Here is a 24,142-nt window from a genome sequence, read left to right as displayed (position 1 = left end):
GGTTAAGGGGTTCTTTCTGGCCATTGGTTCATTGGTTCATTGGTCAATAGTTCATTGGCCATTGGTTTATTAGTCATTGTTTCATTTTTCCAACCATCGTCATTGCCAGGAACGAAGTAAGACTTCAATAGAATGATCGTCATTCCCGCGCAGGCGGGAATCTTAAAGCGCAGGCTAGTAACGATCGTTGTATGATTGCTCCCAGAAAGATCCTATCGTGTGGGCACATCTTTCGATTTTGGTTTTTTATGCCCTTTGCTAACCAGCATTCATAAAGTTCAGGCTTTGCCGAAGAACGTCGTCAATCCCAAGTGGCAGAAAAATCAAAAAAACAGTTGCAGAATAGGACAAATAGCACTACCAAACCTTAAACGCAGTGGTTTTGTGTTCAATAATCATGATTCCCAGCTTTTAAAAGGTATTGAACACAAAACCCGAAGGGCTCAATCAGACCAAAGAAAATAAAAACAAATCCTGATTAAACGAAGTGCCGCTGTTTTTTTGATGAGCCTGAGGAAGTGAGAAGCCACCTTGATGGATTGACAAAGCGCTTTGGGTACTTTGGCGCTCCAAAATGCGCCAGCATTCTTGAGCACAAATAAAAACAACATATCTGCGAAAAACTACCATGCCCCCGCGGCAGAGAGCGGAAAAAAATGATATTTGTGACCACAAGATAGTTTTTTTAAGAACAAGAGGCTCTTACTAGCAGGAAAGATGCTGACCCCGAAGCTTCAGGACAGCAGGACGATCGCTTTTAGAATATGCCAAAAAATACAAGCTAACAAAAATGAGTCCACACGACAGGAAAGATCGGAATAGGCTGTCGGCTGAAAAAGCTTTCGGGCAATGACGATTCCTTGTAGCCTATTACGTCTTTGAAGCAATAAAGTCTACTAATAAAATAAATTCAGCATGACACGCCCCCTAGATTAGCAAGCGATAAAAAGCAGATATATGCTGCTGCTAATATTAATCGACTTAGGTTATAAAGATCCTGAAACAAGTTCAGGAGGACGAATCCCAGAAAAAATAGATCCCGAGACAAGCATAAGCGGATGAACCGAAGGATTACAAATACGCATAAAAAAACCAACAATCGAACACTTGTTCAATTGTTGGTCTTGTATAAGTTTTCAATTCACAATTTTCAGTTTGCACCATGCAAACTGTCAACTGCTAACTGCCAACTGAATTATCCTTTCATAATCGAATGGCCCATTTTATCTCTTTTGGTGGTCAAATAACGTTCGTTATGCACATTGCTGGCAATTTCGATTGGGATGTTTTCTACCACTTCCAAACCATAACCGATTAAACCGGCTCTTTTGGTGGGGTTGTTACTCATTAAACGCATTTTAGTTACACCTTCTGATCGCAGGATCTGCGCACCCACACCATAATCGCGTTCATCGCCTTTAAAGCCTAATTTAATATTCGCTTCTACCGTATCGAAACCGGCATCCTGTAAGTTATATGAACGTAATTTATTAATCAGTCCGATACCCCTGCCCTCCTGGTTCATGTATACCACGATACCTTTACCTTCTTTTTCGATCATTTCTAGTGCTTTGTGCAACTGCGGCCCGCAATCGCAACGGCATGACCCAAAGATATCGCCCGTTACACAAGAGCTGTGTACACGCGCTAAAATAGGTTCGTTGGCATTCCATTCGCCTTTAGAAATGGCCAGGTGGGTGGCGTTGTTATCTAACTGCGTATAAGCGGTCATTTTAAAATCGCCCCAGGCGGTAGGCAAATCGATGCTCACCTCTTGTTTAATCAAACTATCAATGGTTAAACGGTAGGCAATTAAATCTTCGATGGATATAATTTTTAACTGGTGCTGTTCGGCAATTTTAAATAAATCCGGAAGTCTGGCCATTTCGCCATCTTCTTTCAAAATCTCTACCAATAAACCTGCAGGTTTCATGCCGGCCAGGCGGGCTAAATCTACCGCAGCTTCGGTATGACCTGCACGGCGGATGACGCCACCATCTTTAGCAATTAAAGGAAAAATATGTCCCGGTCTGCCCAACTCTTCAGGATTGGTTTTAGGATTAACCAGGGCTAACATCGTTTTAGAGCGGTCACTTGCCGAAATGCCTGTGGTACAGCCGTGACCAACCAGATCGACTGAAACCGTAAAATTAGTTTCGTAAGCAGCCGTATTTTTACCCACCATCAGGTTAAGGTTTAACTCTTTACAACGTTCTTCTGTAAGTGGCGCACAGATTAAACCGCGGCCGTAAGTAGCCATAAAATTGATGATCTCGGGCGTTGCGTTTTCAGCTGCCGTTAAAAAATCACCCTCGTTCTCTCTATTCTCATCATCTACAACAATAATCACTTTACCAGCTTTTATATCTGCGATGGCCTCTTCTATTGTGTTTAATTTTGTTTGCATTTTATAAACATTATGGGGCAAATGGTGTGTAAGGCGTATTAAAATCAATTTATACCACAAACAATAACCCGTACAAATGTACAACCTTATTGAGCAATATTTGGATTAAAATATCATCTGTAAGTAAAGGAAAAGCTGCCTATTTTTCCTTCTTTTTAAACAACTGAATGAAGAGCTGCTTGTAATAATTTACATCAAACAAGGCCGAATCTACTGTAGCTTTATAGGTTAAAAAGGCCGCCAGGGGCGATAAAACAATCACGGCAATCCACATCCCGAAGATCGGGTTTAGATTACCTTCACGTGCTGATTTTTCGGCCACCGTGGTAATAATGTGGTATACCAGGAAGAAACAAATGGCCACCACCACGGGTAAACCCATGCCCCCTTTTCTGATAATGGCACCCAATGGTGCACCAATAAAAAACAACAGGATACAGGATGCAGCCAGGGTAAATTTACGCTGGTACTCAACGGTTGCAAAAATAATTTCACCGGTTAAATCCGTTTGGCGCGGGCCCCAGTTGGGTACGTGCTGCATAATATTTGCAACCGTATTGTTAGCATTATCGAGGGCCATTTTACGCGATCCGTTAGGGATGTCCTTTAGGATGACATCATCAATCTCTTTCGGTACGGCTTTAACCTTCATATAACCTTTCGTTACATTAAACTGCTTAAAGTTACTGGTGAGATTGGCAATGGTGCGTATCTTCATCGTATCCAGTTGCTTGTTCAGCGAGTCGCGCTTTTTTGTAATGCCTTTCAGGTTTAACATGGGCGTACTGTTTCCGAAAGCATTCGGATCGGTGGTACTGGGGTCAAAAGAAGACATATCGAAACGCGGCGAGGTTTCTTTAAAACGGTTGCGTGTAAAAATCTGCCTTGGATTGTACATCCCGTTTTTCGAAGCCTGCTCCTCGTATTGCACACCATTTTTAAGGTTAAGCACCAAAAACTTACCGTCGGAGGTTTTATTCATTTTACCTTCTCTGGCCAGAATCACCTTCGGAATGCCGTTATTCTCCCGGTGATCGTAAATCATGATGTTGTGCAGCGTACCGTCTTCCTCTTTCGAATCGACACGGATGGCATAACCCGGAATGGCATTGTTAAAAACCCCTGGTTTAATTAAAAATGAAAGTTTTTTATTCCTGATATCGTACAGCAGCGAACCAAATTTTAAGTTGGCTTTGGGCAGCATGTAGTTGGCGAAAAAGAAGGAGGATACCGTGAGGATCAAAATCACCACAAACAGGGGGCGCATGGCTTTCTGCAGAGAAATCCCTGCCGATTTAATAGCCACCAGCTCATAATTTTCGCCCAGTGTACCAAAAGTCATGATGGAAGAAAGTAATACTGATAGTGGCAGCGCCATGGATACGTTGGCGGCCGAGGCGTAATACATCAGCTCCAGAATGGTGTACCATTCGAAACCTTTTCCAATTAAATCATCAATCCATTTAAACAGAAAAAACATTAATAGAATAAACATCATAACAAAAAATGTTGCTATGAATGGCTTCACAAATGCTTTTATTAATAGAAGATGTATTTTTTTCACCCTACAAAGGTAAACAATACGAAGATAATATTATGCACCCAATACGCTAATCAGATAATCGATCTGGTTGTCCCAGATTAATTTTTTCTCTGCAAGAAGCTCATCGGTAGTAAAATCAGTAATCGAGAGGGCTACATCATTTGTTAGTTCGTCCTGTACAATTTCCATCTCAAAATAACATTGAGGTTCATCGTCCAGCCACTTAAATTTAACCAGCTTATTTTCTTTAATGGAAACCAGTTTTGCTTTTTGCTGCTCATCGTCCCAGGTAAAAGTATATACCTGATCGCGGAAATTCACATCGTCCGCAAACCATTGCGATAAGCCGTTTGGCTCACTAATAAAACTATACAATATTCTTGGTGACGATCTAACTTCGTACTCTAGTGTAAATTTTTTCTTTTCTGCCATGTTAGTACACTACCAGGATAATTTCCGGACTATTTTTTAATATTATTTTTCTAAAGAAAGGTAATTTATTCTATATCTGCAACAATATAATTTTTATTGGATTTTGGTGGTGGTTTACTAGTTCATTAGTCATTGGTCATTGGTTCATTTGTCATTCGTTCTTTGATTATTGAGGTTAATCGGTTAATTGTTTAAATCGGTTAATCGACTAAGGACTACCGACTCCGGACAATCATTGGTTCACTGGTTCATTAGTCATTGGTCATTTGTTCATTAGTTCATTGGTTCATTGGGATTAATCGACTATGGACTAACGACTCTGGATTCAGGACTCCAAACCGATCGTTTCAATCTCCTATCCACGCCAAACGCCGATCGCCAAACGCTGAGTAGCAATCGCTAGCTCAGTTGTTCTTTATCGAATAATGAACTGATTTTATACCTATGATTAGATCCTGAAATAAATTCAGGATGACGAATGCGAGTAGGTTAACCGACTAAGGACTCAGGACTATTGACTTCGGACTATCATTGGTTCACTGGTTCATTAGTCATTGGTTCATTAGTTCATTGGGATTAATCGACTAAGGACTACCGACTCCAAACTGATCGTTTCAATAATCCACACCAAACGCCGATCGCCAAACGCAAAGTATTGATTGCGCTTATATGAACCTTATATGTCTTATGTGGTTAAGAAACGCAGGGCGGCTAATTGTTTTAACAACCTTCATCCACGCGCCAAACGCTAGCTCAGTTGTTCTTTATCGAATAATGAAACTGATTTTATACCTATCAAAAGATCCTGAAATAAATTCAGGATGACGAACGCGAGTAGGTTAATCGACTCAGGACTACCGACTCTGGACTCCGGACTCCAAACTGATCATTTCAATAATCCACGCTAAACGCCTCTTTTTAAACAACTCCAGACTAACCGCCATCATAATAAGGTTATTTCGTGGTAGTTTATAAGCCTGAATAAGGTGGTATCCGCTTGATTTTAAACAGTTAAAATCATTTAAATTTACTGAGCAATAAGGCTTTAAAGGATTTTTCACATTTCTTTTTAATAGAATGTATATTTATTCTATATTTGCAACTCTTAAAAATAACCACATCGATATTTACGTTATACAGTAAATATTAAGCCCGGCGGGGTAGCTCAGATGGTTAGAGCGCAGGATTCATAACCCTGAGGTCGGCAGTTCGATCCTGCTCCCCGCTACTGAGAAAAAGCTCATCGAATGATGGGCTTTTTTTTTGTTTAAAGGTTTTTAATTAATCTCAAATGTTAAGCTCTAGCAAACAAACACAGGTGGTAGGCCTGCGCCAGCGAGGGCTACGACCAGCATTAGGGCGTGAACACCTTAAACTATTTCTTTTTCATTATTTTTTCAAATTCGGCCTGGGTTAGAATTTCTAAAAATTCATCGCGAAAGTGCCATGCAGATACATATCCGGCTGAGACAATGAAACTGATCACCCAGGTGGTCTTTCCCTTCCATAATTTAAATGCACAAATATCTGTCGCGGTAATATAAGGACTTGTTTCACCTAAGTGTTGATGTGAGGATGCTTCTATCTTGTCTATACCACCGGTTCCCAGCGGAATAAGATTGTTATGAAGCTTTGTTTTTTTAATGATATTATTGTCTTTGTCAAAATTAATCAGGTAATCATTTCCTAATAACACTTCATCCGGTGCGCTTTGCCCGGTGATGACATATACTTTTTTTGCCCCATTTTTTATGATCGGAACAAGATTTAAACTGGTATTTTCATAAAATTTAAAAAGCGTGTCGCTTGAAACAGCCTGTGCAGCTTTTGACCGGATGGCATACAAATCTTTTTCAACTCCGGTAAATTTTCTTGTTGTGGTGTCTATACGATATTTAGACGAATCTAAACTACGGTTGAACTTAACTGTCGCCAATACTACCGGATCGTCATTTTTAGAAAAAAAGATCGTGGTCATTTCTTTTGCTGTCTCATAAGAAAAATATCCCCCGGATAATTGCTTCTTCCCGCCGAACCTGGAGCTGAAAATCTGTGTACTATGACCTGAAGCCCATTCAGAACGATAAAGCATTTCCCCCTCTGCTTTAATGTTATCAGCAATCTTTTTCAGCGCATTTGTTTGTGCTGTTGCGTTTTGCAACAGGATAAACAGGGTAATCAATGTGAACAGTTTTTTCATTAAGGCGAAGCGCTTGATAAATATTTGGTGAATATAAATAACCTTTCGGATTTTGTATAACGGTTGCAATTTCAAACGTTCAGATCGTTAGCTATAAAAGCTATATTTCTAATTTTGGGAGATAGTTTAAGATTATGGACTTCATTCTTTGACTAACAGCTTCAAATAAGTAAAAATCTGCCCGCTATGTTCCGCTTCGTGATAGTTAGCGGCTTGCAGGGCCTCGACATGATTTTTTACTCGAAATCCGACCGGTAAGTCAAAGGGCTCATAGTTGACAAATAATCTGGATTCCAGATCTGATTCAAGGTGGTTAACGGTCTCAATCAGTAAATGTTTTACCTCATTAACATCTGGATTAACTCCCCAGGAACGAGGAGACGATCCAATTTTGAAGGACTCCATAAATTCTTTAGAGATATACATGGGTAATCCACTACGCATATACATATGCCGCTGTTGAGAAGTGATGCAATGTCCTATTTGCCAGATGATATTATTGTTAAAACCTACTGGAATTTTAAATAATATTTCGTGATTACTTGTTTCAATTAAGCGCAACAGTCTATTCCTGCTAGCTCTTAAAATTTCACATTCAAAATGTACATTAATCATTTATTTGGTTTAAGTCCTCAGGAACAGAAGAATTCGTCATGCGCTCTAAAGTAACTTTTTGACATTAAAGTTCAAAATTTACCTCTGTTTAGGAATCTACGTACTAGGTTTATATGGATACATTTGTTTTTTTTGTTTAAAGGGATTTGAACTAACCTCAATTTCCGCTCGAGCTAACATGCACACGTGGTAAGTGTGCGCCAACGAGGAGCTTTTTTTTGGGATTTAATCTGTATCTAAATTCAAAAAACTATTTTTGCGTTCAAACAATAGCTATGGTTGACATTTTATACAATTATTATAGATTTGGATCTGCCAGTTCGAATGATATCGACATTTTAATTGACCATCCTCAAGCATTGGGTGCAGAGTCAGACAAAGAATTGTATCAGAATTTGAAAAGAAAATTCCCTGAAATAGCGCATTGGGATATTAATATCATTCAAATAGACAACGGTAAAATAACCAAATCAATTCCATCTAAGGGTAGTATAGATGCTGTGCACAATAGTCTGGCCGATACATATGCCCTACACAAACAAGCTCATGCTTTTCCCTTAATTGGTAGACAAAAACGAAATATCCTCTTGGCAATTATTAAATGCACAAAAACATTACTAACTATTTTCAAAATAACGAAACGAAAAGAATACTACAAACATGATCTCCGACCTATTGTTATAAATGGAAATTTCGAACAAATACTAAACAAGATAAATCAATTGAATTTTAGCGAATCGTTGTTTGATGATCCACAAAGAAATTTAGACACGTATAAAAGTCTGATTTTTCGTGTAGGTCAAACGATAAGCTTAATTAATGGCATTGAGGTTTACACCAAAGAAGATTTCAAAAAGTACTACCCTGACCTTGCAAATATTATTGACCGTAAAATCATAGATATTGTCCCCCTTTTTTCAAAATACCTAAATTTATTAACGGAGGAAATTAAATTCTTAGGCATTAAACAAACATTGAAAAATGTTATCCAATACGATGAAACAGAAATTGACTTTAGAACCGAGAAAAATATCACAAATAGTTAAATAACCTTTGTTATTATCAAACAATAACCTACTGTGAATATTTTGATCATAGGGAGTGTAATAAAAAAGCAGCTCCCAATCAAAGCTACTTAAGTCCAAATGGACGCCGATTAAGGCTACAGATTGTGCTGGTGTGTGGCAGTAAAGCCTCTAATTTGATTGGTGCACAACCTAAATATCTTAAGAATACGGCTCAGATGGTTTCTTCGCATGTAATTCCTCTGCTAAATTAAAGTTTTTCCATTTGATAAACCAATATCTCTGGTGATTTTTGAAACTCAACAAAATTGGTTTATCTCTTTTAGTTACACCAAACATATGCATCATTTTTTTCTTAAATTCTGCATCCAAAAATGGACAGACCATCAGGTCAAGAAAAAGCAGAGTAAGTTCTGAATTCCTCCTTCTTCTAGAACTTGCAACGCATTTAATTTTCTCAATAATATGGATTTCTAGTGCTTTTTTAATGTTTATATATATAGCAATGTTTTCAATATAAAACAGTAAGCTCGTTATAGCAAAATAATTCAATTTATATTTAGGCAAAAAATGTTGTGTATCCACGCCATCTTTCCATATTTTCTCAAAACTAAAAAAAGCGGCTATTTGGTCAACAGTCAACCTATATGGCCTACCTAGCTCTCTTAGAACAACAAGCAAATATAATGTTTCTAACTGAACATGTTCTTTCATTTTATGCTTCCCTAGAACCAATGTAATATCATCTTCTATTTTTTTAAATACTAGGTGCGTATTAATTGAGCTAAAGCGTTTAAAGTGTCCTTTTTTGCGAATCTTTTTCCCATCAGTTGATATGACCAAACTGTCAAATCTATAATTACCTTTAACATAATCTATCACAGTGGACAAGATAGTACTGAACTTAATCGTAGAATTAACTCGTGGAGCAACCGTGTAAATAAAAGAAGTAAAGTCTAGCAGTTCAATTAAATATCGAATAAATGTATACTCCTCTTTTTGCTTTTCGAAACTGGAGAATGTATCTGGGTTTTCAGTTTTTTTAAACTCATCTTTGGATACCGCTTTAAAATGCTTCTCGAATGCAAGAATACTATATTCCAGCCGCGTATTAATTAATGCTAATGTGTAATTTGCAATATCTTTATATTCAACCTCCGCTTCGCTTATAATTATTTTAAATCTAGTAATTAGATAATTAGCATCGCAAAAATTTTTAACATATGTATTAAGAGTACCTTGATAATCCTTAAGCTTTTCTGTGCTGTCTATTATAATACCTGCTCTTTCATCTAAAAGCTCAACTATTCTAGATTTTGCAATTGTCAACTCAGTGATTAAAGGCTTAATGTAGAATTTATTCTTTATCTCACTCACTGATAGCTTATACTCTTTAAACATATTTCCATAAAGCTCAAAAATTCTCGCTCTTGTGCTCTCATCGTTATAAAAAATAAAGAAATCATCAACATAGCGGAAAATTTCGTAATCTTTTTTATGTAGGATATCTGATCCTCTCAATTGCTTTTCAACTTCGACATCAATATGTTGTAGTATTAGCTCAGCAAATATCCTGGAAGCTTCAGGGCCAATTAGTATGCCATTTGTTTCGCCAAAGTTTGCATTTTGCATAACCCGATCAAATCTACCTCCGAAAGTCATTTTGGATTCATTCAATTTATCCTTTACCATTTCCTTGTTAATCAATGCCCAAGCTAGGGAATGGGTATATATACTGGTAAAACATCTCGAGATGTCAAATTTAAACATCAGATCAAACTTCTTTTCTGCCCGATGATAATAATAATCTTCATAAAACTTATAAATGTTAGAATAGCGTTCATAAGTAAAAAAGGTTTTCAGCGTATCATACTCCTTACCACCTATCTCAACAGAATCGTCTTTATCACCTAAAAGTTTATCGTGAAGAGAATCCTTCACATATACATACTTTGCAATATCTTGAGGTTTTCTAATGGAAAACGGGGATTGTTGGGAGTAATAAATGATTAGCTCCTTAAATTTATCATAAAACTCAACGATTTCCAGTTGATTTTTAGGATGCATAAGAGCAAGTTCACGATACTCAGCTTCTTTATGAGTGATATTGTATTTGAATGGAACTCTCATGTGATCCTTTTTTGGTAGTTTGTGAGTTGCACCGATTACTTTTTCCAAACCAAACAAAATCTCCATTATGAGTGCTAATGGCTTGTCATTATAAACTCTTGACCAAGATATGGTTGTTGCACTTTCATCACCAGATAGTTCCACTTTATATCTATCTAAAAACTTGTAGAAATGCCTATTTGAAAAAATTATTGGCGTTTCATAAGGAAGCGTATCCGATAGCACTACTCTGTACCTTGAGTGATTAAGTTGTTTTCTTTTTGACCTCATCACTTCCAGATATTTACTATTTTTTCAAAATTTGATCTTAACACATTTCCTTCTGCATCTTTCATTTTGGGCATTTTTTTTGTAGATAAATTATAAAAAGTCTTGTTCTTAAAGCCATCAGCAAAACTGAATCTTTTCAACCTTGTCATTAAAACTCTATCTGTCAAAGGATTTAAATATTCATCTATTTTTGTCCCTAAGATTTCGTCTAGCTCTACTAAGCTTTGACAATCTGGATTAATAAGACTATTTGCATAAAAAATTCCAATAAAACCTTTCTTGGGTTTAGTAAGTTTTGTGTTTCTAGTTAAATATGCCAAACGATAATGTAACATTTTACGGGCATTCAGATAATTATATTTCCTCGTTGCAATAAATGATTGCAATACTAGAGTGATCCTTTCGGCATATTTCCGCATTTTATTATCAGACAAAAGTACAGTTGTACAAATGCCGTCTTTTATAATGAATTTATAACCTAAAAAAGTTATTACCGTATTAGTTTTATTTTCAAATAAGTCACACTGAAAGGTTTTATTGTTTTCAATATTCTGTTTTTCGAGATTCAGAATGGATTCGATCTCTCTCAGTCTTTTATTTAAGGGCAAAAACACGCTATAAATCTGTTTCTCTATAGCTGCGAAGTACGGCGGGGCTAATTCTCCTTTCTCTTTATTTATCAATTTGGCTATTGCAAAGAATTTTTTATTCTCATCACTTTCTTTTTCTATAGTTTTTAAATAACGATAAACATATCCATCGTCCAACTTTTTATTAACTTTTAGTTTTTCACCAACTATTATCGCCTCAACACTAGAAAGAAAGGCTTCAGGTACATGACTTTTTGAAGTAGGTGTGAAAACAACTATTATATCATCAACATATCTTGCGTAATATCTAACCCCCTCTAAACGTCGTATATTTTCATCAATATCTCGCATATAGAGCTCTGCTAGATAAGCACTAACACCAACGCCTCTGGGTATGCCCTTCTTATTGTCACTATTCAATTGTCCTGTCAGCTTATTGTATTCATAGAAAAGATTTCTTAAAATTTTAAGTGATTGAGGGCTTAATAGAGAATTTTTCGTTAAAATCCACATTAACTTTTCTTGCGAAACACTCTCATAAAAGCTCTTAATATCAGTACGAACGATATATTTAGGGAAATCATCAGTAAGTATATCCTTAAACTGTTTGACGATTAAATGTCTTTCCGAATGAGAAATATTAAAGGTTTTTCGAAGATTATATTGCAGTTGTTTCATTACAAAAAAAGTTGCAGGCGTCTTATCTATTGTATAGATCTGCTTCCATGTATTATTATCAAAAAACTGATTTAAACGCAAAGAAAAATCCCGTTGATTAACATGTTGGCTTATGTAAAAGAGAAAGTTTTCTAAAATAATATCGCGTTCAGTTTCTGCTTTTAAAAGTTGCGTCTCCAGCTCTTCTATAGAAGTATCATCCGCAAACTCATTTTTCAGTTTTCTTATTTCCTTTTTTAACGCAGAAGCATCCTCTGCCGCTTCAACGTATTTATTATCCAAAAAGCTAGTATTGAACCGAGCTTTACGGTTTTCAACTTCAAAAATAATGCGAAAGTTATTATAGGAAAAGGACTGGTCGAGCATGAGAGTTTAGATTGGATTAACATTAAAACATAAAAAAATTCAAAACACTTGTTATCTGACATTAAGTTTAATCCTATCAATACAAATGGGAAAATTAGTTATATTCAATAATCTAAAATATCAAAATTTAATTGGCATATGCATTTTATTTAAAAAAATCCCCCCTGCTAACGTACACGTGCCGCGTGTGTCACTAAATTCAATCCGAATAGCTAATAAAACCGGAGTTGCCCATATTTAGATTATCTGCTATTTTGCGAAAAGTTTTGTCATGAAGATAACTGAAGCACAAAGGAAAAAATATTTCAAAGAAGTTAATGATGATATCCGTAAATATGGCTATCATACCACTGTAGTATTGGAAGCAGAAAATTCTACACCTTTTGCTTATTCAACAGGGATTTATGAGTATTTCAAAATCCCGGAGTTGTTCATTTCGGGTCTCGGTCCAAACCTTTCGGGGCAATTAATTAAAAACTATGCAGATCAATATAAACTTAGGGCTGTTCCGCTAAATAAAAGAATTACAGACTTAACAGAAAGATTTCCGGTATACTTTATCAAGGTCACCAATGAAAGTTTATCTGATTATGTGTTATCTTCAATCAGGCATTACGGGAACGAAAAATATGAGTATTTACAACTCATATTTCCGGACTTAAATGGAAATTTTCCAGATGAGCGCAACTACGATTATGACCAGAAGATTTTTGGGAAATTCGAACCAAAATAAAAAACTTATTTAGTGCATCTTGGTATACCTTACGCATTTAGCGCCGTAGGTGCCATACCAAACTTCTTTTTGAAGGCATGCGAGAAATGCGACAAGCTTTCGAAGCCCAGATCGAGATAAATGGCAGAAGGTTTCTGGTGTTTGCTTTCAATGAGGTGTTTGGCTTCCCTTAGCCGTTTATCCTGCAGCCAATGACGGGGTGGAACACCGAATGTTTTCAGAAAATCACGTTTGAAACCGGCCAGGCTGCGACCCGTCAGCTGGGCGAATTTTTCGATGGGCACATTAAAATGATAGTTGCTCAGCATAAACTTTTCCAGGTCGATTTTATGCTGTTCAGAAAAGTCGAACAAAAAGTTTCGCAATGCCGGCAGGGCAAGTAACAGCAATTTAATGCCTTCTTTCACTTTCAAAATGCCCATTTCATCGGTCATGGTGGCGCCCGAGCTTCGGGCATAGGGAATAATCGATTGAAAATAGCCTTTCAGGAATTCATTTGATGGAATCAGGATATTGGGCGGACCGATGTATTTCTGGTCTGCCGTTAACTTTTCTTCCAATACGATCTTACGTAAGAGTTCTTCCTGCAACGATATCACGATGGTTTCATAGTTCCCTCCGGGCAGCGGTGTTTTGGTGAGCGTGCCCAGCTGGTTTTTGCCAATCAGCAGTACTTCGCCTCCGGTCATCGAAAGGTTTTGACCGGAGGTTTCTAAGGTAAACTGTCCCGAAACCTGCAGTACCAGGGTATGGTGGTTCCAGAAACACACTTTCTCTTTCCGCTGGGCCGAGAGGTATGAATAAAAGATGACACCGGGGAGGATTTCTGCTGGACTGGTCATTTAGCGTTGTAAGTAAGTACCACCACGTATGGCACCTATTGCAAAAGTAGTATTTAAAGTATTCATTTCCTGCGGGCTAAATACAATATCCATTGCTTTAAGATTTTCAGGTAAACGCGATCTGCGACTCATGCTCACCAGAGGCATGATGTGATCACCCTGTTCCTTTACCCAGGCAATGGCCAGCTGCGTAGGTGTACAGCCTTTATCCCGGGCCATTTGTTTCAAGACTTCTACTTTTTCGAGGTTATGAACCAGATTTTCGCCCTGAAAACGGGAGAAATGGCTATGGTAATCGTTCGCTGCAAGCGGTGCTTTCATTTCACCGGTTAATAAACCTTCTGCGGTATTGGCAAAGGCAACTACGGCAATGCCCAGTTCTTTTGCTGCCGGCAGCAGTTCGCTTTCGATCTGACGGTCGGCCAGCGAATAACCAATTTCGAGCGCACTGATGGGGTGAGTATTGTTTGCTTTACGAAGCTGATCAGCGGTAATTTCAGACACGCCGATGTGACGCACTTTACCTTCTTTAATCAGGTCGGCAACCGTTCCGATGATGTCTTCTACGGGCACGCTGTCGTCCATTCGGCAAGGCTGATAGAGGTCGATGGTTTCGATACCCAAACGCGTTAGCGAGTAATTGATAAAATTTTTGATCGCCAAAGGTCGCAGATCTAATCCCAGCCACTGGCCGTTGTGAAAGATGGCACCAAACTTTACGCTGATAAAGGCCTCATCGAGCCGATCTTTAATCGCTTTGCCAATTAACATTTCATTATGTCCGGCACCGTAAAAGTCGCCTGTGTTTAAAAAATTAATGCCACGATCTAGTGCCTCGTGAATGGTAGCTATGCTTTCTGCTTCATTGGGTGTAGCACCACCCCAAATAGAAGACATCCGCATGCAACCCAAACCAAGTTTAGATACGAAGGGGCCATTCTGACCCAACTGAATTTTTGTGATGTTGTTCATGAAACAAAGATCAGCATTCGAAACACCGGAGGCTTTCTTCTACGGCTCAAATATTTTGTCTGTACGGCTCAGTTACTGGCGTTCCCGAAAATCACTGGGTGTACACTTATACTTATCGCGAAAGCTTTTGGTAAAATTGGCCAGATCATTATAACCACAATTAAAAGCAATGTCTTTAATCCTTTCGTTTGAAATTAAGAGCAGTTCGGCCGCTTTTTCGAGCCTTTTGGTTTTGATATAATTGGCTGGTGTATCGTTGTAATGTCTGGCAAATTCGCGTTTAAAAGACGATAAACTCAAATTATTCAGTTGTGCCAGGGCATCGATATTGAGTTGTTCGAACAGGTTGGCCTCAATAATTTGCTTAAAGGTATAGGTAGCAGGCGAAAAAAGCTGTGCAAATATGGTTTGTATGGCCCGAGCATTAGCAGTTTGGGCCAGCAGCAGGATAATTTCTTTTAACTTTAAAACCAGTATATCTTCGTTAACCAGTGCGGGATGCTGAAAATAAAACAGCAAACCTTCGATATATTTTTCGATTAAAAAATTGTTGCTTAACACTTCGGCACTTTTGTTCGAAACCATACGGCCGGTTGCCTGAAGGATAGCGGGCATCTCCCGGTCGTAAATCCGTTTTAAAATATCGGGATGAAAATTAACGACCATCATTTCGTTAACACCTCCTTCATTTAAGTTACTGATGGTTTTGCTGGCTTGTATACAATTTAAAAACAAAGCGTGTTTATGCGGTATATTTACGCGATCTTCGTTGCGGTGATATTGCATTTCACCCTGTAACATGTATAAAAAACAGGCATTATCGGTAATGGGAAAATCGAAGGTAAAAGGTGCCTTGATCCTGATGTTCTGGATAATGGCTTTACCAAACAAATCGTATTTTTTATGGTCAATGATCATATTAAAAACCTTCAGCTATAAAAATAGCAAAACTAATGCATGCTTTGGCCTTTCTGCCCCCATGCATTAGTTGATATATGATAGAATATCTTTTATCCGAAAATCACAAGCTTTACTTTACCGTATTTTAAGCGCTTGACGTAGTTTAATGTACTGGTAAATGGCGCCGGCAATAAATGCGATTAAGAGCACCAGCAAGGTTTGGGCAATGATCGGATCGGCAGGGTTTTTAGCCAGTGGATGCCCCAGCGGAACCCGGGTAAAGGTTTCATTCACGGTGGGGATGAGCGACAGAAAGAAGCTGAAAGAGAGTAAAAAATTCTCTATATAACGGGCCCTGTTACTGCCGCTTCGCTTTACCGAAAGCCAAAAAGCCACCACCACTAAAATAAAAATGAATACCGAAAAAATATGCCCGGCATTAAAGCCTCCATGTTTGGAGATGCCTAATGCAGTTAAAGCGGTAACGCTAGTTGTATAAAAGTATATTTTACCACTAAGCTGCGTTAAATCAATTTTGCCAAAGCGTACAAATGAAATGATTGCCGCTACAATGGCTACAATACCAATGATGGTATGAAAAATTCCTAAACCTGATAGTCCCATAGTCTTTTTGTAATTATGTAATTATTGTTTACAAAAGTGACTATAGTAAGCTTAAGGGGTTTTGTGTATTCGTTCAATTCATTGGTAATCTCGTTCAAAATTACATTCTAGCCTCATTCTAGCGCAAGTCTTAGTGTCACTGGCCGGAAACATTGGCCAGACTTGTGCTTTCATTAAATTAATCTCATTAACGAATTTTATTAGTCAAATATCCTGAATGCACAAGTCATCCTGCCCGTTGTCCCCTACACTAAGACTTGCGCTAGTGAGGTATTTTATTCGACCTAAAACTTTCAGAGGTTATCCTTAGCGATTACACTCCAGTCATCCGAGCCATGGCCTTTTGCAATCCAGTTATCCATTTGTGTTATAACGGCAGGCAGAACGGTAAGGTTTACGCCATTTTCTTTTGCAGCATCTATCATCAGGCCGGCATCCTTACGTGCCATATCGAGTTCCCAGGAGGGATGTTTAAAATCCCCTGCCCTTATTTTATCGAACCTGGCAGGAACACCTGCACCAGGATTCCATGAGCTAAACAGTGAGGCCACTTCTCCAGAATCAATGCCGAGGGCTTTGGCCAATCCAAGGGCATCAGCAAGTCCTGCAGTAAGCGAGATGAGAAAAAGGTTACCGATGAGCTTTATGCCGGCTGCTTTTCCTTCTTCAGGACCAAAATTAATCAGTTTACCAGTCATTTTGGCCAGTTCAGGTTCAAGATGCGCAATAACAGCCTGATCGCCCGACACGAGCATGTTCCCGGTTCCTTCCAGTGCATTTGGCGGTCCCATAAATACCGGCGCATGCAGATAAGTAAAACCATTACGTTTCCACTGTGCCGTTCTTTCGATTGCGCCTTCCACTGAGGTTGTGGTATGGTCGATAATGGTGATGCCCGGCGAAAAACCTTTGCTGGCAGCGGCCAGTACTTCATTTACGATTGCATCATCCTTCAGGGTAAGGTGGATAACAGTTGCACCTTTTACCGCCTCAACCACATTTTCTAATGCTTTTGCGCCATCCGTTTCCAATGCCTGTGCTTTTGATGCAGTCCTGTTCCATACCTGTACCGCTTCGCCACGGCGCAGCATGGCTTTAATAAAACCCGTTCCCAAAAGGCCGGTTCCCAAAAATGCTTTCATAGAATATTTTATTGATCTGATAAAGGTAACGAATGACAGGCATTTCAGGCAAAGAAAAATCTGGCTGATCCTGTCCATACCGGTATATAAATTGATATGCGGCCTAAAAACCGCATATCAATCATGAATTTACATCAATTTCAAATATTAACGGGTAGCATCGCAAACTCCCTTAAAATAGCCGACTGATTCAGCTATTCCGGCTAAGGGATCTTTCATGTCTTTTTCGTATTCCAAACTACAGCAGCCCTGGTAATTCACCTTTCTCAGCATTTTTACATAGGCCGGGATATCAATTACACCACGACCGAGTTCGCAAGTGGTACCTTCATTTGCCGCTACCGTTACATTTTTTAAATGCATATCAAAAATCCGTTTCGAGAATTTCTGAAGGTCTGCAACAGAATCCCGCCCATCTCTTTTGTTATGTCCCATATCAAAGCATATTCCAACACGTTGATCCAGGTTTTTAATCAGATTATAAATGCTTTCCGCATTTGGATATAGTTTATCCTGGGGGCCATGGTTATGAATGGCATAACGAATATTATATTCCTTTGTCTTTTGGGCCACATACTCCAGGTCGGCATGGGCCGGAATTCCGATCAGTAAATCAACACCTACCCTTTTTGCATAATCAAATGCCTGATCAATCTCTTCCTTATTTTTGATGTAAATAGGTCCCACGGCATATCCAACTACATTATTTTCTTTCAGTTTAGCATGAAAGGCTGTAATTTCTTCTGCTGTACTTTTAAAAGGCAAATGAAAGTCTTTAATGCAGAGGTAATGTACATCAACCTTTTTCATCATTTTAAGTGATTCATCGAGGTTAAAGTTCAGAAAGCTATAACCGGCGATGGCTAATTTAAAAGCATCTTTAGCCGCAACATTTGGTTGAACAGGCTCCGAGAAAACTGAGGGAATATTGGTCAGCGAGGCTGCAGTTAGCCCCAATATTCCGGTTTGTAAAAAATTTCTTCTTGTGGTCATCTTAATTTTATCTGGCGACTAAAGTTAATATTTAAATTGATGTAGTTCAACGTTCAGGGAACCCGATATGACAAAATTTATCCATAAATCGAAGCCCGACTTGAACCTTTAATGTTCCTCGCCTTCCTCTTCCGCATTTTTCACCTTACTTAACAGATCGTACGCGCCTTTTATCACCACCCTCCCCTCACCGATCTGCTCCGCAAAAGAAACCTGTGTATAACCGTTTTCGGCAACACCTGTTTTTACTTCCATCATCCGGTACCGGTAAGGGTTGGTGCCCTTAGCAGCAGGCTGATCGATAAACACGAATTTTTTGCCTTCAAATTCAACAATGGCCGCATCGGGTAAGGCTTCTACCTTATTCATGCCGCTTTCCACATAAGCTTTCAGGTACATGCCCGGAAGCAGCTGTGTATCTTCCTGATCCAGGTGGCAGTGAATCTGTACCGTACGCTCTTTACTAATTTCCCTGCCGATGAGGTAAACCGTGGCCATGCGTTCCTTTTCCTCGTTGGCCAGTACAAAGCGAACCTTCTGCCCCAGCTTAAGTTTAGGAACATCCTTTTCAAATACCGTAAGCTCTGCATGCAGGTGCTCGGTATCGGCAATTTTGAACAACACATCAGTGGTACTGGCAAAAGCACCTATATTGGTGTTCACCTGCGTAACATAACCCGCCATTGGGGTATAGAGGTTAAAGGTTTTCTGGATCTGTCCTTTCTCAAGTGCTGCGAAACTGATATTCATAATCGAAAGTTTTGAACGTTGTCCCAGTAATCTGGCGCTCACACTCTGGTATTCGCTCCTTGCTTTCTGCAGTGCTTTTTTAGAATTGACGTTTTCCTTTGCCAGTTCTTCCTGGCGATCGAGCTCCTGTTTTAAAAACTGCAGCTGACTTTTATAATCCAGATAGTCTTGTTGCATCTGAATGAATTCCGGGTTCTGCATTACCGCCACAAGCGCCCCCTTGGCTACACGCTTTCCTTGCAGCATACTGGTGCTTTTTACAATCCCTTCCAGCGGTGTGGAGATAGATACCAGGCTTTGCGGAGGAAGATCAAGCATGCCATTTACTTTGGTTGTTCCGCTTAATTCTTTCTGCTCTATAGCGCCCAGCGTAATTTCCGATAACTTATACTGCTCCGGGGTAAGGCTTACGATATCACTTGCTTCGTGAACGGCCTCTTTTTCGGGCTCCTTTTCCGTATTGGGACGGCTACAACCAGCCAGATAAAATGGAAAGGATACCAGGATAAAATATTTATATATAGATCTCATGAGCTATGTTTATAATGATTGGTGATTACCGGTTAAAAATTCAATCTGATTGATGCTCTGGCTTAACTGGAGCAGGGCCATCAGGCGCCCCTCGTAAATACCATTTGCCTGTTTAAGGTTCAGCAGGTATTCCGAATAACCTATTTCTCCGTTCTGATAGGCAATCCGGCTGTTTTTTAAAATCAGTGCGGCATTGGCCAGCGCCGAAGTCAGAAAATAGTCGTAACGTTTCCTGTTTTTCAGGTATTCGCCCAGGGCTTGCTGATACTGGCCAGTTAGTTTTCGCTGCTGAAGTTCCAGGTCGTTCGAGGCCATATCCCTGTTAATCAATGCGGCTTTTGCCTTCGCAGCATGGGACCTGTAAAATAGCGGAACAGAAAGGCCCACCTGAAAGCCCTGAAAACGTTTGTCACGGCCAAAGAAAACATCATTTCCGTTAACGTTTTGAAAACCCGTTAGCGACTGGTTAAAATAGCCAAGTGTAAAATCGGGTAATGCTTTGGCAAGTTCGACTTTCCGCTGTTTTTCGGCGATCACGATCTGTTGCCTGAAATAAGCAATGGCCGGATTTTCATTTAACAGCGCCGTATCTCCAATCGAAACTTCGGGTGTTTCTTTTAAAAACTTGTCGGCAATTAGGGGAGCTCCATTCCTGCCCAGAAGCGTAGCCATCTGCGCGGTATAAATTTCGATATCAGACTGGTTTTGATCGAGCAGGTTCTGTACCTCCTTGAGCTGGGTCTCGGCGGCGACCTTTTCGAGCAGGTTCCCCTCGCCTGTTTTGTACTTCAGCGAAGCAGATTTCACAAAACCCTTGTAAATGCTGTCTTGCCCGAGCAGCAGTTTTTCTTTCGAATACAGGTATTGAAGATTCGTATAAACGGTCTTGACCTGAAAAATGAGTTCATTTTTACCCGAAGCCACCTGAAGCTGGCCTGCTTTAATGCGTTCATCCCCGAGTGCCGCATTTGCAGCAAAAAGTGTGGGGAAAGGAATACTTTGCGAAACGGTAAAGTTGTTGTCGTTTTTAACCAGACTGTTGTACTGCCCGTAAAGCATAGACACTTCAGTTTTGGGCATTTCAAAGGCACTTTTCCGCAGCGCCTGCTGCAGCCCTACGCCGAGGTTCGCCCCGCTGATTGCCTTGTTATTTTCCAACGCCGAAGATACGGCCTGCTCAAGGGTTAATGCCGTCTGGGCATTTGCAGGTTGCAATCCAAACAGGACAACAAACAGCACCATTATTCCCGCTACCGGAGTTATTTTTATTTTTTTCCTGCCTATTTTTTCTACCCAGATATAAAGTACCGGAAGCACCAAAAGGGTAAGCAGTGTTGCAGAGATTAGTCCGCCGATAACAACGGTTGCCAAGGGGCGTTGTACTTCAGCACCGCTTCCACCCGAGATGGCCATCGGAAGAAAGCCCAGTGAAGCCACAAGTGCCGTCATAATCACCGGACGAAGCCTGACCGAAGTTCCTGTTTTAATAATTTCGAGCATATCTTTCATTCCTTCTTTTTTTAACCTGTTAAATTCACTGATCAGCACGATACCATTTAGTACCGCCACACCAAAAAGTGCGATAAAGCCGATGCCCGCAGAAATACTAAATGGCATAGCCCGTGCCCATAGCGCGAATACGCCACCAATAGCCGACAGTGGAATTGCCGTAAAAATTAAAAGCGCATGTTTAATGGATGAAAAAGTAAGATAGAGCAACAGTAAAATGAGCAGTAGTGCCAGTGGAACGGCAATCCCCAATCTTTTAGTGGCGGCCTGCAGGTTCTCAAAAGTACCGCCAAAAGTTGGGTAATAGCCTGGCGAAAACTTAACCTCCGCATCAATCTTCTGCTGGATTTCCTTGACGATACTTTCCACATCTCTTCCCCTCACATTAAAACCAACGGTAATCCGCCGCTTTGCATCATCGCGTTGGATCTGGTTTGGCCCTTCTTTGTACTCGATATCCGCCAGCTGTTCAAGCGGGATCTGGTTGCCATTGGGTGCGGTTACGAAGAGGTTTTTCACATCTTCCAGTGACTGCCTGTTTTCTTTTTCCAGGCGGACAACCATATCGAATCGCTTTTCACCCTCAAATACAAGACCTGCAACCTCTCCGGCAAAACCCGAGCGGATAGCGGTATTCACATCCTCAATATTCAATCCGAACTGCGCAATTTTTTCGCGGTGAAATTTAATGATCACCTGAGGCAGCCCGGAGGCCTGTTCAACATACACATCCTCAGCGCCTTCGATTTTTCCGGCGATAGCGCCGATTTTTGATGCGTAGCCACTCAGCTTCGAAAAATCTTCGCCATAAACCTTGATCACCACATCCTGCCTTGCACCGGTCATGAGTTCATTAAAGCGCATCTGTATGGGCTGCTGGAACCCAAAAGTAACCCCCGGAATATACTGTTCCAGTTTGGCCTGCATTTTTTCGGCAAGTTCATCCCTGGTCGAAGCATTTGTCCAGTCGCCCTTATCCTTTAAGATGATGATCAGATCACAGGCTTCTACCGGCATGGGGTCGGTGGGAATCTCGCTGGAGCCGATCTTTCCGATTACTTCTTTTACCTCAGGAAAATTGGCCTTTAATACCTTTGCTGCCCGTGTAGATGCTTCGATGGTTTGAGAAAGACTGCTTCCGGTAAGCACCCTGGTTTCTACGGCAAAATCGCCTTCCTCTAATGTGGGAATAAATTCTGCGCCCAGGTAATTGAAAATAATAAGACAAATGACAAATAACCCGATTGCAATGCCCACCACGGCCACCCGCACCCGAAGCGCAAAATTGAGCATTGGCGTATACACCCTTTGAAAAAAGGACATGATTTTGTCTGAGATATTTCTTTTGGTGCTGATGGTTTTGTTCAGGAACAGCGCACTCATCATTGGTACATAAGTTAAGGATAAGATGAAGGCACCCAGGATTGCAAAAGCCACGGTTTGGGCCATAGGCCTGAACATTTTGCCTTCTATACCCACCAGTGCCAGAATCGGCAGGTACACGATGAGGATAATAATCTCGCCGAAAGCGGCGCTGTTACGGATCTTGGATGCAGATTCAAAAATCTCTGTATCCATCTCCTGCTGGCTTAACCTGTTTTTGTTCTTTCGGATCCCCAGGTGGTGAAGGGAAGCTTCTACTATGATTACCGCACCATCTACAATCAGGCCGAAATCAATGGCACCCAGGCTCATCAGGTTTCCACTGACGCCAAAAAGGTTCATCAGGCATACCGCAAACAGCATGGCAAGTGGAATAACCGAGGCTACGATGAGTCCGGCACGGAAATTTCCCAAAAGCAGTACCAGCACAAAGATCACAATTAAGGCACCTTCTGCCAGGTTTTTGGTCACTGTACCAATAGCACTGTTTACCAGTTTGGTACGATCGAGGAATGGCTCGATAACAACTCCTTCGGGAAGGTTCTTTGCGATCTGATCCATCCGGGTTTTTACGTTGGCAATAACCTTGGAAGAATTGGCACCTTTAAGCATCATCACTACTGCCCCTACTACTTCGCCCTGATCATTTCTGGTCATGGCACCATAACGGGTGGCCGCACCAATCCTCACCTCAGCTACATTTCGGATCAGCACTGGGATGCTGTTCTCATTGGTCCGCACCACAATGTTCTCAATATCCGCTATACTTTTGATAAGTCCCTCGCTTCGGATAAAATAGGCATTGGGTTTCTTATCAATGTAAGATCCGCCGGTATTCTGGTTGTTTTTTTCAAGCGCCTTAAAAATATCGCTGATGGATATGTCCATGCTCCTGAGTTTGTCGGGATTGAGGGCAATCTCATACTGCTTGAGGTATCCCCCAAAACTGCTGACATCTGCAATGCCCTCTACACCCAGCAGCTGGCGGCGAACAATCCAGTCCTGAATGGTGCGGAGTTCGGTGGCATCATATTTCTTTTCATATCCTTTTTTGGGATGGATGACGTACTGGTAAATCTCCCCCAGCCCGGTGGTTAATGGCGCAACTTCGGGCGTACCGATGCCTTTCGGAATGGCCCTTTCTACTTCGGCAAGTCTTTCACTTACCTGTTGGCGCGCCCAGTAAATCTCTACATCTTCCTTAAATACCACCGTTACAACAGAAAGTCCGAACCTGCTAAAGGAACGGATTTCTTCTATTCCGGGAATGGTGGCCATGGTTTGTTCTACCGGATAGGTTACAAAGCGCTCAATATCCTCTGCGCCGTTGCTTGGCGAGGAAGTAATGATCTGGACCTGGTTATTGGTAATATCGGGAAGCGCATCTATGGGCAATTGCCGCAGAGAATAGATTCCCCAGGCAATCAGCGCCAGCATCATAATTCCCACCAGCAGTTTCTGCCTGATGGAGAATTGTATTATTCTGTTCAGCATTGTTGTTTAAATC

The 24,142-nt window shown here is 40.3% G+C and carries 17 protein-coding genes and 1 tRNA gene; 3 read left to right on the top strand and 15 right to left on the bottom strand.

Features of this window, described 5'->3' with window-relative positions; genetic code table 11:
* Positions 1-1,195 precede the first annotated feature (1,195 nt).
* The 3 genes from CA265_00580 to CA265_00570 form a co-directional block, all read right to left on the bottom strand.
* Positions 1,196-2,407: a bifunctional 3,4-dihydroxy-2-butanone-4-phosphate synthase/GTP cyclohydrolase II gene (locus tag CA265_00580; protein ID ARS38260.1), complete on the bottom strand. Its 1,212-nt coding sequence runs from the start codon at positions 2,405-2,407 to the stop codon at positions 1,196-1,198.
* A 139-nt stretch (positions 2,408-2,546) separates the two neighbouring features.
* Positions 2,547-3,971: a permease gene (locus tag CA265_00575; GenBank protein ARS38259.1), complete on the bottom strand. Its 1,425-nt coding sequence runs from the start codon at positions 3,969-3,971 to the stop codon at positions 2,547-2,549.
* A gap of 30 nt (positions 3,972-4,001) precedes the next feature.
* On the bottom strand, positions 4,002-4,382 hold the full coding sequence (locus CA265_00570) for a hypothetical protein (protein ID ARS38258.1): 381 nt from the start codon (positions 4,380-4,382) through the stop codon (positions 4,002-4,004).
* 1,154 nt (positions 4,383-5,536) lie between these two features.
* Here CA265_00570 and CA265_00565 point away from each other — a divergent pair.
* Positions 5,537-5,610 (top strand) — tRNA-Met (locus CA265_00565).
* Between the two features lie 147 nt (positions 5,611-5,757).
* On the opposite strand, the gene CA265_00560 is transcribed toward CA265_00565, so the two are convergent.
* Both CA265_00560 and CA265_00555 read right to left on the bottom strand, forming a co-directional pair.
* The gene (locus CA265_00560; GenBank protein ID ARS38257.1) at positions 5,758-6,582 is read right to left on the bottom strand and encodes a hypothetical protein; all 825 of its coding nucleotides are present in this window, start codon (positions 6,580-6,582) and stop codon (positions 5,758-5,760) included.
* A 141-nt stretch (positions 6,583-6,723) separates the two neighbouring features.
* Complete coding sequence (locus CA265_00555; protein ARS38256.1) at positions 6,724-7,197, bottom strand: hypothetical protein; 474 nt, start codon at positions 7,195-7,197, stop codon at positions 6,724-6,726.
* Between the two features lie 275 nt (positions 7,198-7,472).
* Between CA265_00555 and CA265_00550 the strand changes: the two genes are divergently transcribed.
* Positions 7,473-8,243: a hypothetical protein gene (locus CA265_00550; protein ARS38255.1), complete on the top strand. Its 771-nt coding sequence runs from the start codon at positions 7,473-7,475 to the stop codon at positions 8,241-8,243.
* Between the two features lie 180 nt (positions 8,244-8,423).
* Here the strand turns inward: CA265_00550 and CA265_00545 are convergent, their stop codons facing one another.
* A complete protein-coding gene (locus CA265_00545) occupies positions 8,424-10,622 on the bottom strand; it encodes a hypothetical protein (GenBank protein ID ARS38254.1) in 2,199 nt (732 codons plus the stop codon).
* A complete protein-coding gene (locus tag CA265_00540; protein ID ARS38253.1) occupies positions 10,622-12,256 on the bottom strand; it encodes a hypothetical protein in 1,635 nt (544 codons plus the stop codon). Before CA265_00540 ends, CA265_00545 begins: the two co-directional genes overlap by 1 nt.
* A gap of 277 nt (positions 12,257-12,533) precedes the next feature.
* On the opposite strand from CA265_00540, the gene CA265_00535 reads away from it, so the two are divergent.
* Positions 12,534-12,989, top strand: coding sequence for a hypothetical protein (locus CA265_00535; protein ID ARS42838.1), 456 nt, complete (start codon positions 12,534-12,536; stop codon positions 12,987-12,989).
* 29 nt (positions 12,990-13,018) lie between these two features.
* Here CA265_00535 and CA265_00530 read toward each other — a convergent pair whose 3' ends face one another.
* The 8 genes from CA265_00530 to CA265_00495 form a co-directional block, all read right to left on the bottom strand.
* A complete protein-coding gene (locus CA265_00530; GenBank protein ARS38252.1) occupies positions 13,019-13,831 on the bottom strand; it encodes an AraC family transcriptional regulator in 813 nt (270 codons plus the stop codon).
* Positions 13,832-14,803: an aldo/keto reductase gene (locus tag CA265_00525; protein ARS38251.1), complete on the bottom strand. Its 972-nt coding sequence runs from the start codon at positions 14,801-14,803 to the stop codon at positions 13,832-13,834.
* 72 nt (positions 14,804-14,875) lie between these two features.
* Positions 14,876-15,721, bottom strand: a complete 846-nt coding sequence (locus tag CA265_00520) for an AraC family transcriptional regulator (protein ID ARS38250.1) — start codon at positions 15,719-15,721, stop codon at positions 14,876-14,878.
* 117 nt (positions 15,722-15,838) lie between these two features.
* Positions 15,839-16,327 carry a hypothetical protein gene (locus CA265_00515; protein ARS38249.1) on the bottom strand — a complete coding sequence of 163 codons (489 nt, stop codon included), beginning with the start codon at positions 16,325-16,327 and terminating at the stop codon, positions 15,839-15,841.
* A gap of 293 nt (positions 16,328-16,620) precedes the next feature.
* The gene (locus tag CA265_00510; protein ARS38248.1) at positions 16,621-17,469 is read right to left on the bottom strand and encodes a 6-phosphogluconate dehydrogenase; all 849 of its coding nucleotides are present in this window, start codon (positions 17,467-17,469) and stop codon (positions 16,621-16,623) included.
* A gap of 147 nt (positions 17,470-17,616) precedes the next feature.
* Positions 17,617-18,462 carry a xylose isomerase gene (locus tag CA265_00505; protein ARS38247.1) on the bottom strand — a complete coding sequence of 282 codons (846 nt, stop codon included), beginning with the start codon at positions 18,460-18,462 and terminating at the stop codon, positions 17,617-17,619.
* 108 nt (positions 18,463-18,570) lie between these two features.
* Positions 18,571-19,743, bottom strand: coding sequence for an efflux transporter periplasmic adaptor subunit (locus CA265_00500; protein ARS38246.1), 1,173 nt, complete (start codon positions 19,741-19,743; stop codon positions 18,571-18,573).
* Between the two features lie 9 nt (positions 19,744-19,752).
* Positions 19,753-24,129, bottom strand: coding sequence for a CusA/CzcA family heavy metal efflux RND transporter (locus CA265_00495; GenBank protein ID ARS38245.1), 4,377 nt, complete (start codon positions 24,127-24,129; stop codon positions 19,753-19,755).
* Positions 24,130-24,142 lie beyond the last annotated feature (13 nt).

This window comes from Sphingobacteriaceae bacterium GW460-11-11-14-LB5 (assembly GCA_002151545.1).
In the GTDB taxonomy this organism is placed as follows: Bacteria; Bacteroidota; Bacteroidia; order Sphingobacteriales; family Sphingobacteriaceae; genus Pedobacter.
Note: the sequence above shows the minus strand (reverse complement) of the source record. Positions and strands in the feature narration are given on the sequence as shown.

Bases quoted from the DNA above. Each gene is read 5' to 3' on its own strand.
- CA265_00580 (ARS38260.1), bottom strand. From the start codon at position 2,407: ATGCAAACAAAATTAAACACAATAGAAGAGGCCATCGCAGATATAAAA.
- CA265_00570 (ARS38258.1), bottom strand. From the start codon at position 4,382: ATGGCAGAAAAGAAAAAATTTACACTAGAGTACGAAGTTAGATCGTCA.
- CA265_00560 (ARS38257.1), bottom strand. From the start codon at position 6,582: ATGAAAAAACTGTTCACATTGATTACCCTGTTTATCCTGTTGCAAAAC.
- CA265_00555 (ARS38256.1), bottom strand. From the start codon at position 7,197: ATGATTAATGTACATTTTGAATGTGAAATTTTAAGAGCTAGCAGGAAT.
- CA265_00550 (ARS38255.1), top strand. From the start codon at position 7,473: ATGGTTGACATTTTATACAATTATTATAGATTTGGATCTGCCAGTTCG.
- CA265_00545 (ARS38254.1), bottom strand. From the start codon at position 10,622: ATGAGGTCAAAAAGAAAACAACTTAATCACTCAAGGTACAGAGTAGTG.
- CA265_00540 (ARS38253.1), bottom strand. From the start codon at position 12,256: ATGCTCGACCAGTCCTTTTCCTATAATAACTTTCGCATTATTTTTGAA.
- CA265_00530 (ARS38252.1), bottom strand. From the start codon at position 13,831: ATGACCAGTCCAGCAGAAATCCTCCCCGGTGTCATCTTTTATTCATAC.
- CA265_00525 (ARS38251.1), bottom strand. From the start codon at position 14,803: ATGAACAACATCACAAAAATTCAGTTGGGTCAGAATGGCCCCTTCGTA.
- CA265_00520 (ARS38250.1), bottom strand. From the start codon at position 15,721: ATGATCATTGACCATAAAAAATACGATTTGTTTGGTAAAGCCATTATC.
- CA265_00515 (ARS38249.1), bottom strand. From the start codon at position 16,327: ATGGGACTATCAGGTTTAGGAATTTTTCATACCATCATTGGTATTGTA.
- CA265_00510 (ARS38248.1), bottom strand. From the start codon at position 17,469: ATGAAAGCATTTTTGGGAACCGGCCTTTTGGGAACGGGTTTTATTAAA.
- CA265_00505 (ARS38247.1), bottom strand. From the start codon at position 18,462: ATGACCACAAGAAGAAATTTTTTACAAACCGGAATATTGGGGCTAACT.
- CA265_00500 (ARS38246.1), bottom strand. From the start codon at position 19,743: ATGAGATCTATATATAAATATTTTATCCTGGTATCCTTTCCATTTTAT.
- CA265_00495 (ARS38245.1), bottom strand. From the start codon at position 24,129: ATGCTGAACAGAATAATACAATTCTCCATCAGGCAGAAACTGCTGGTG.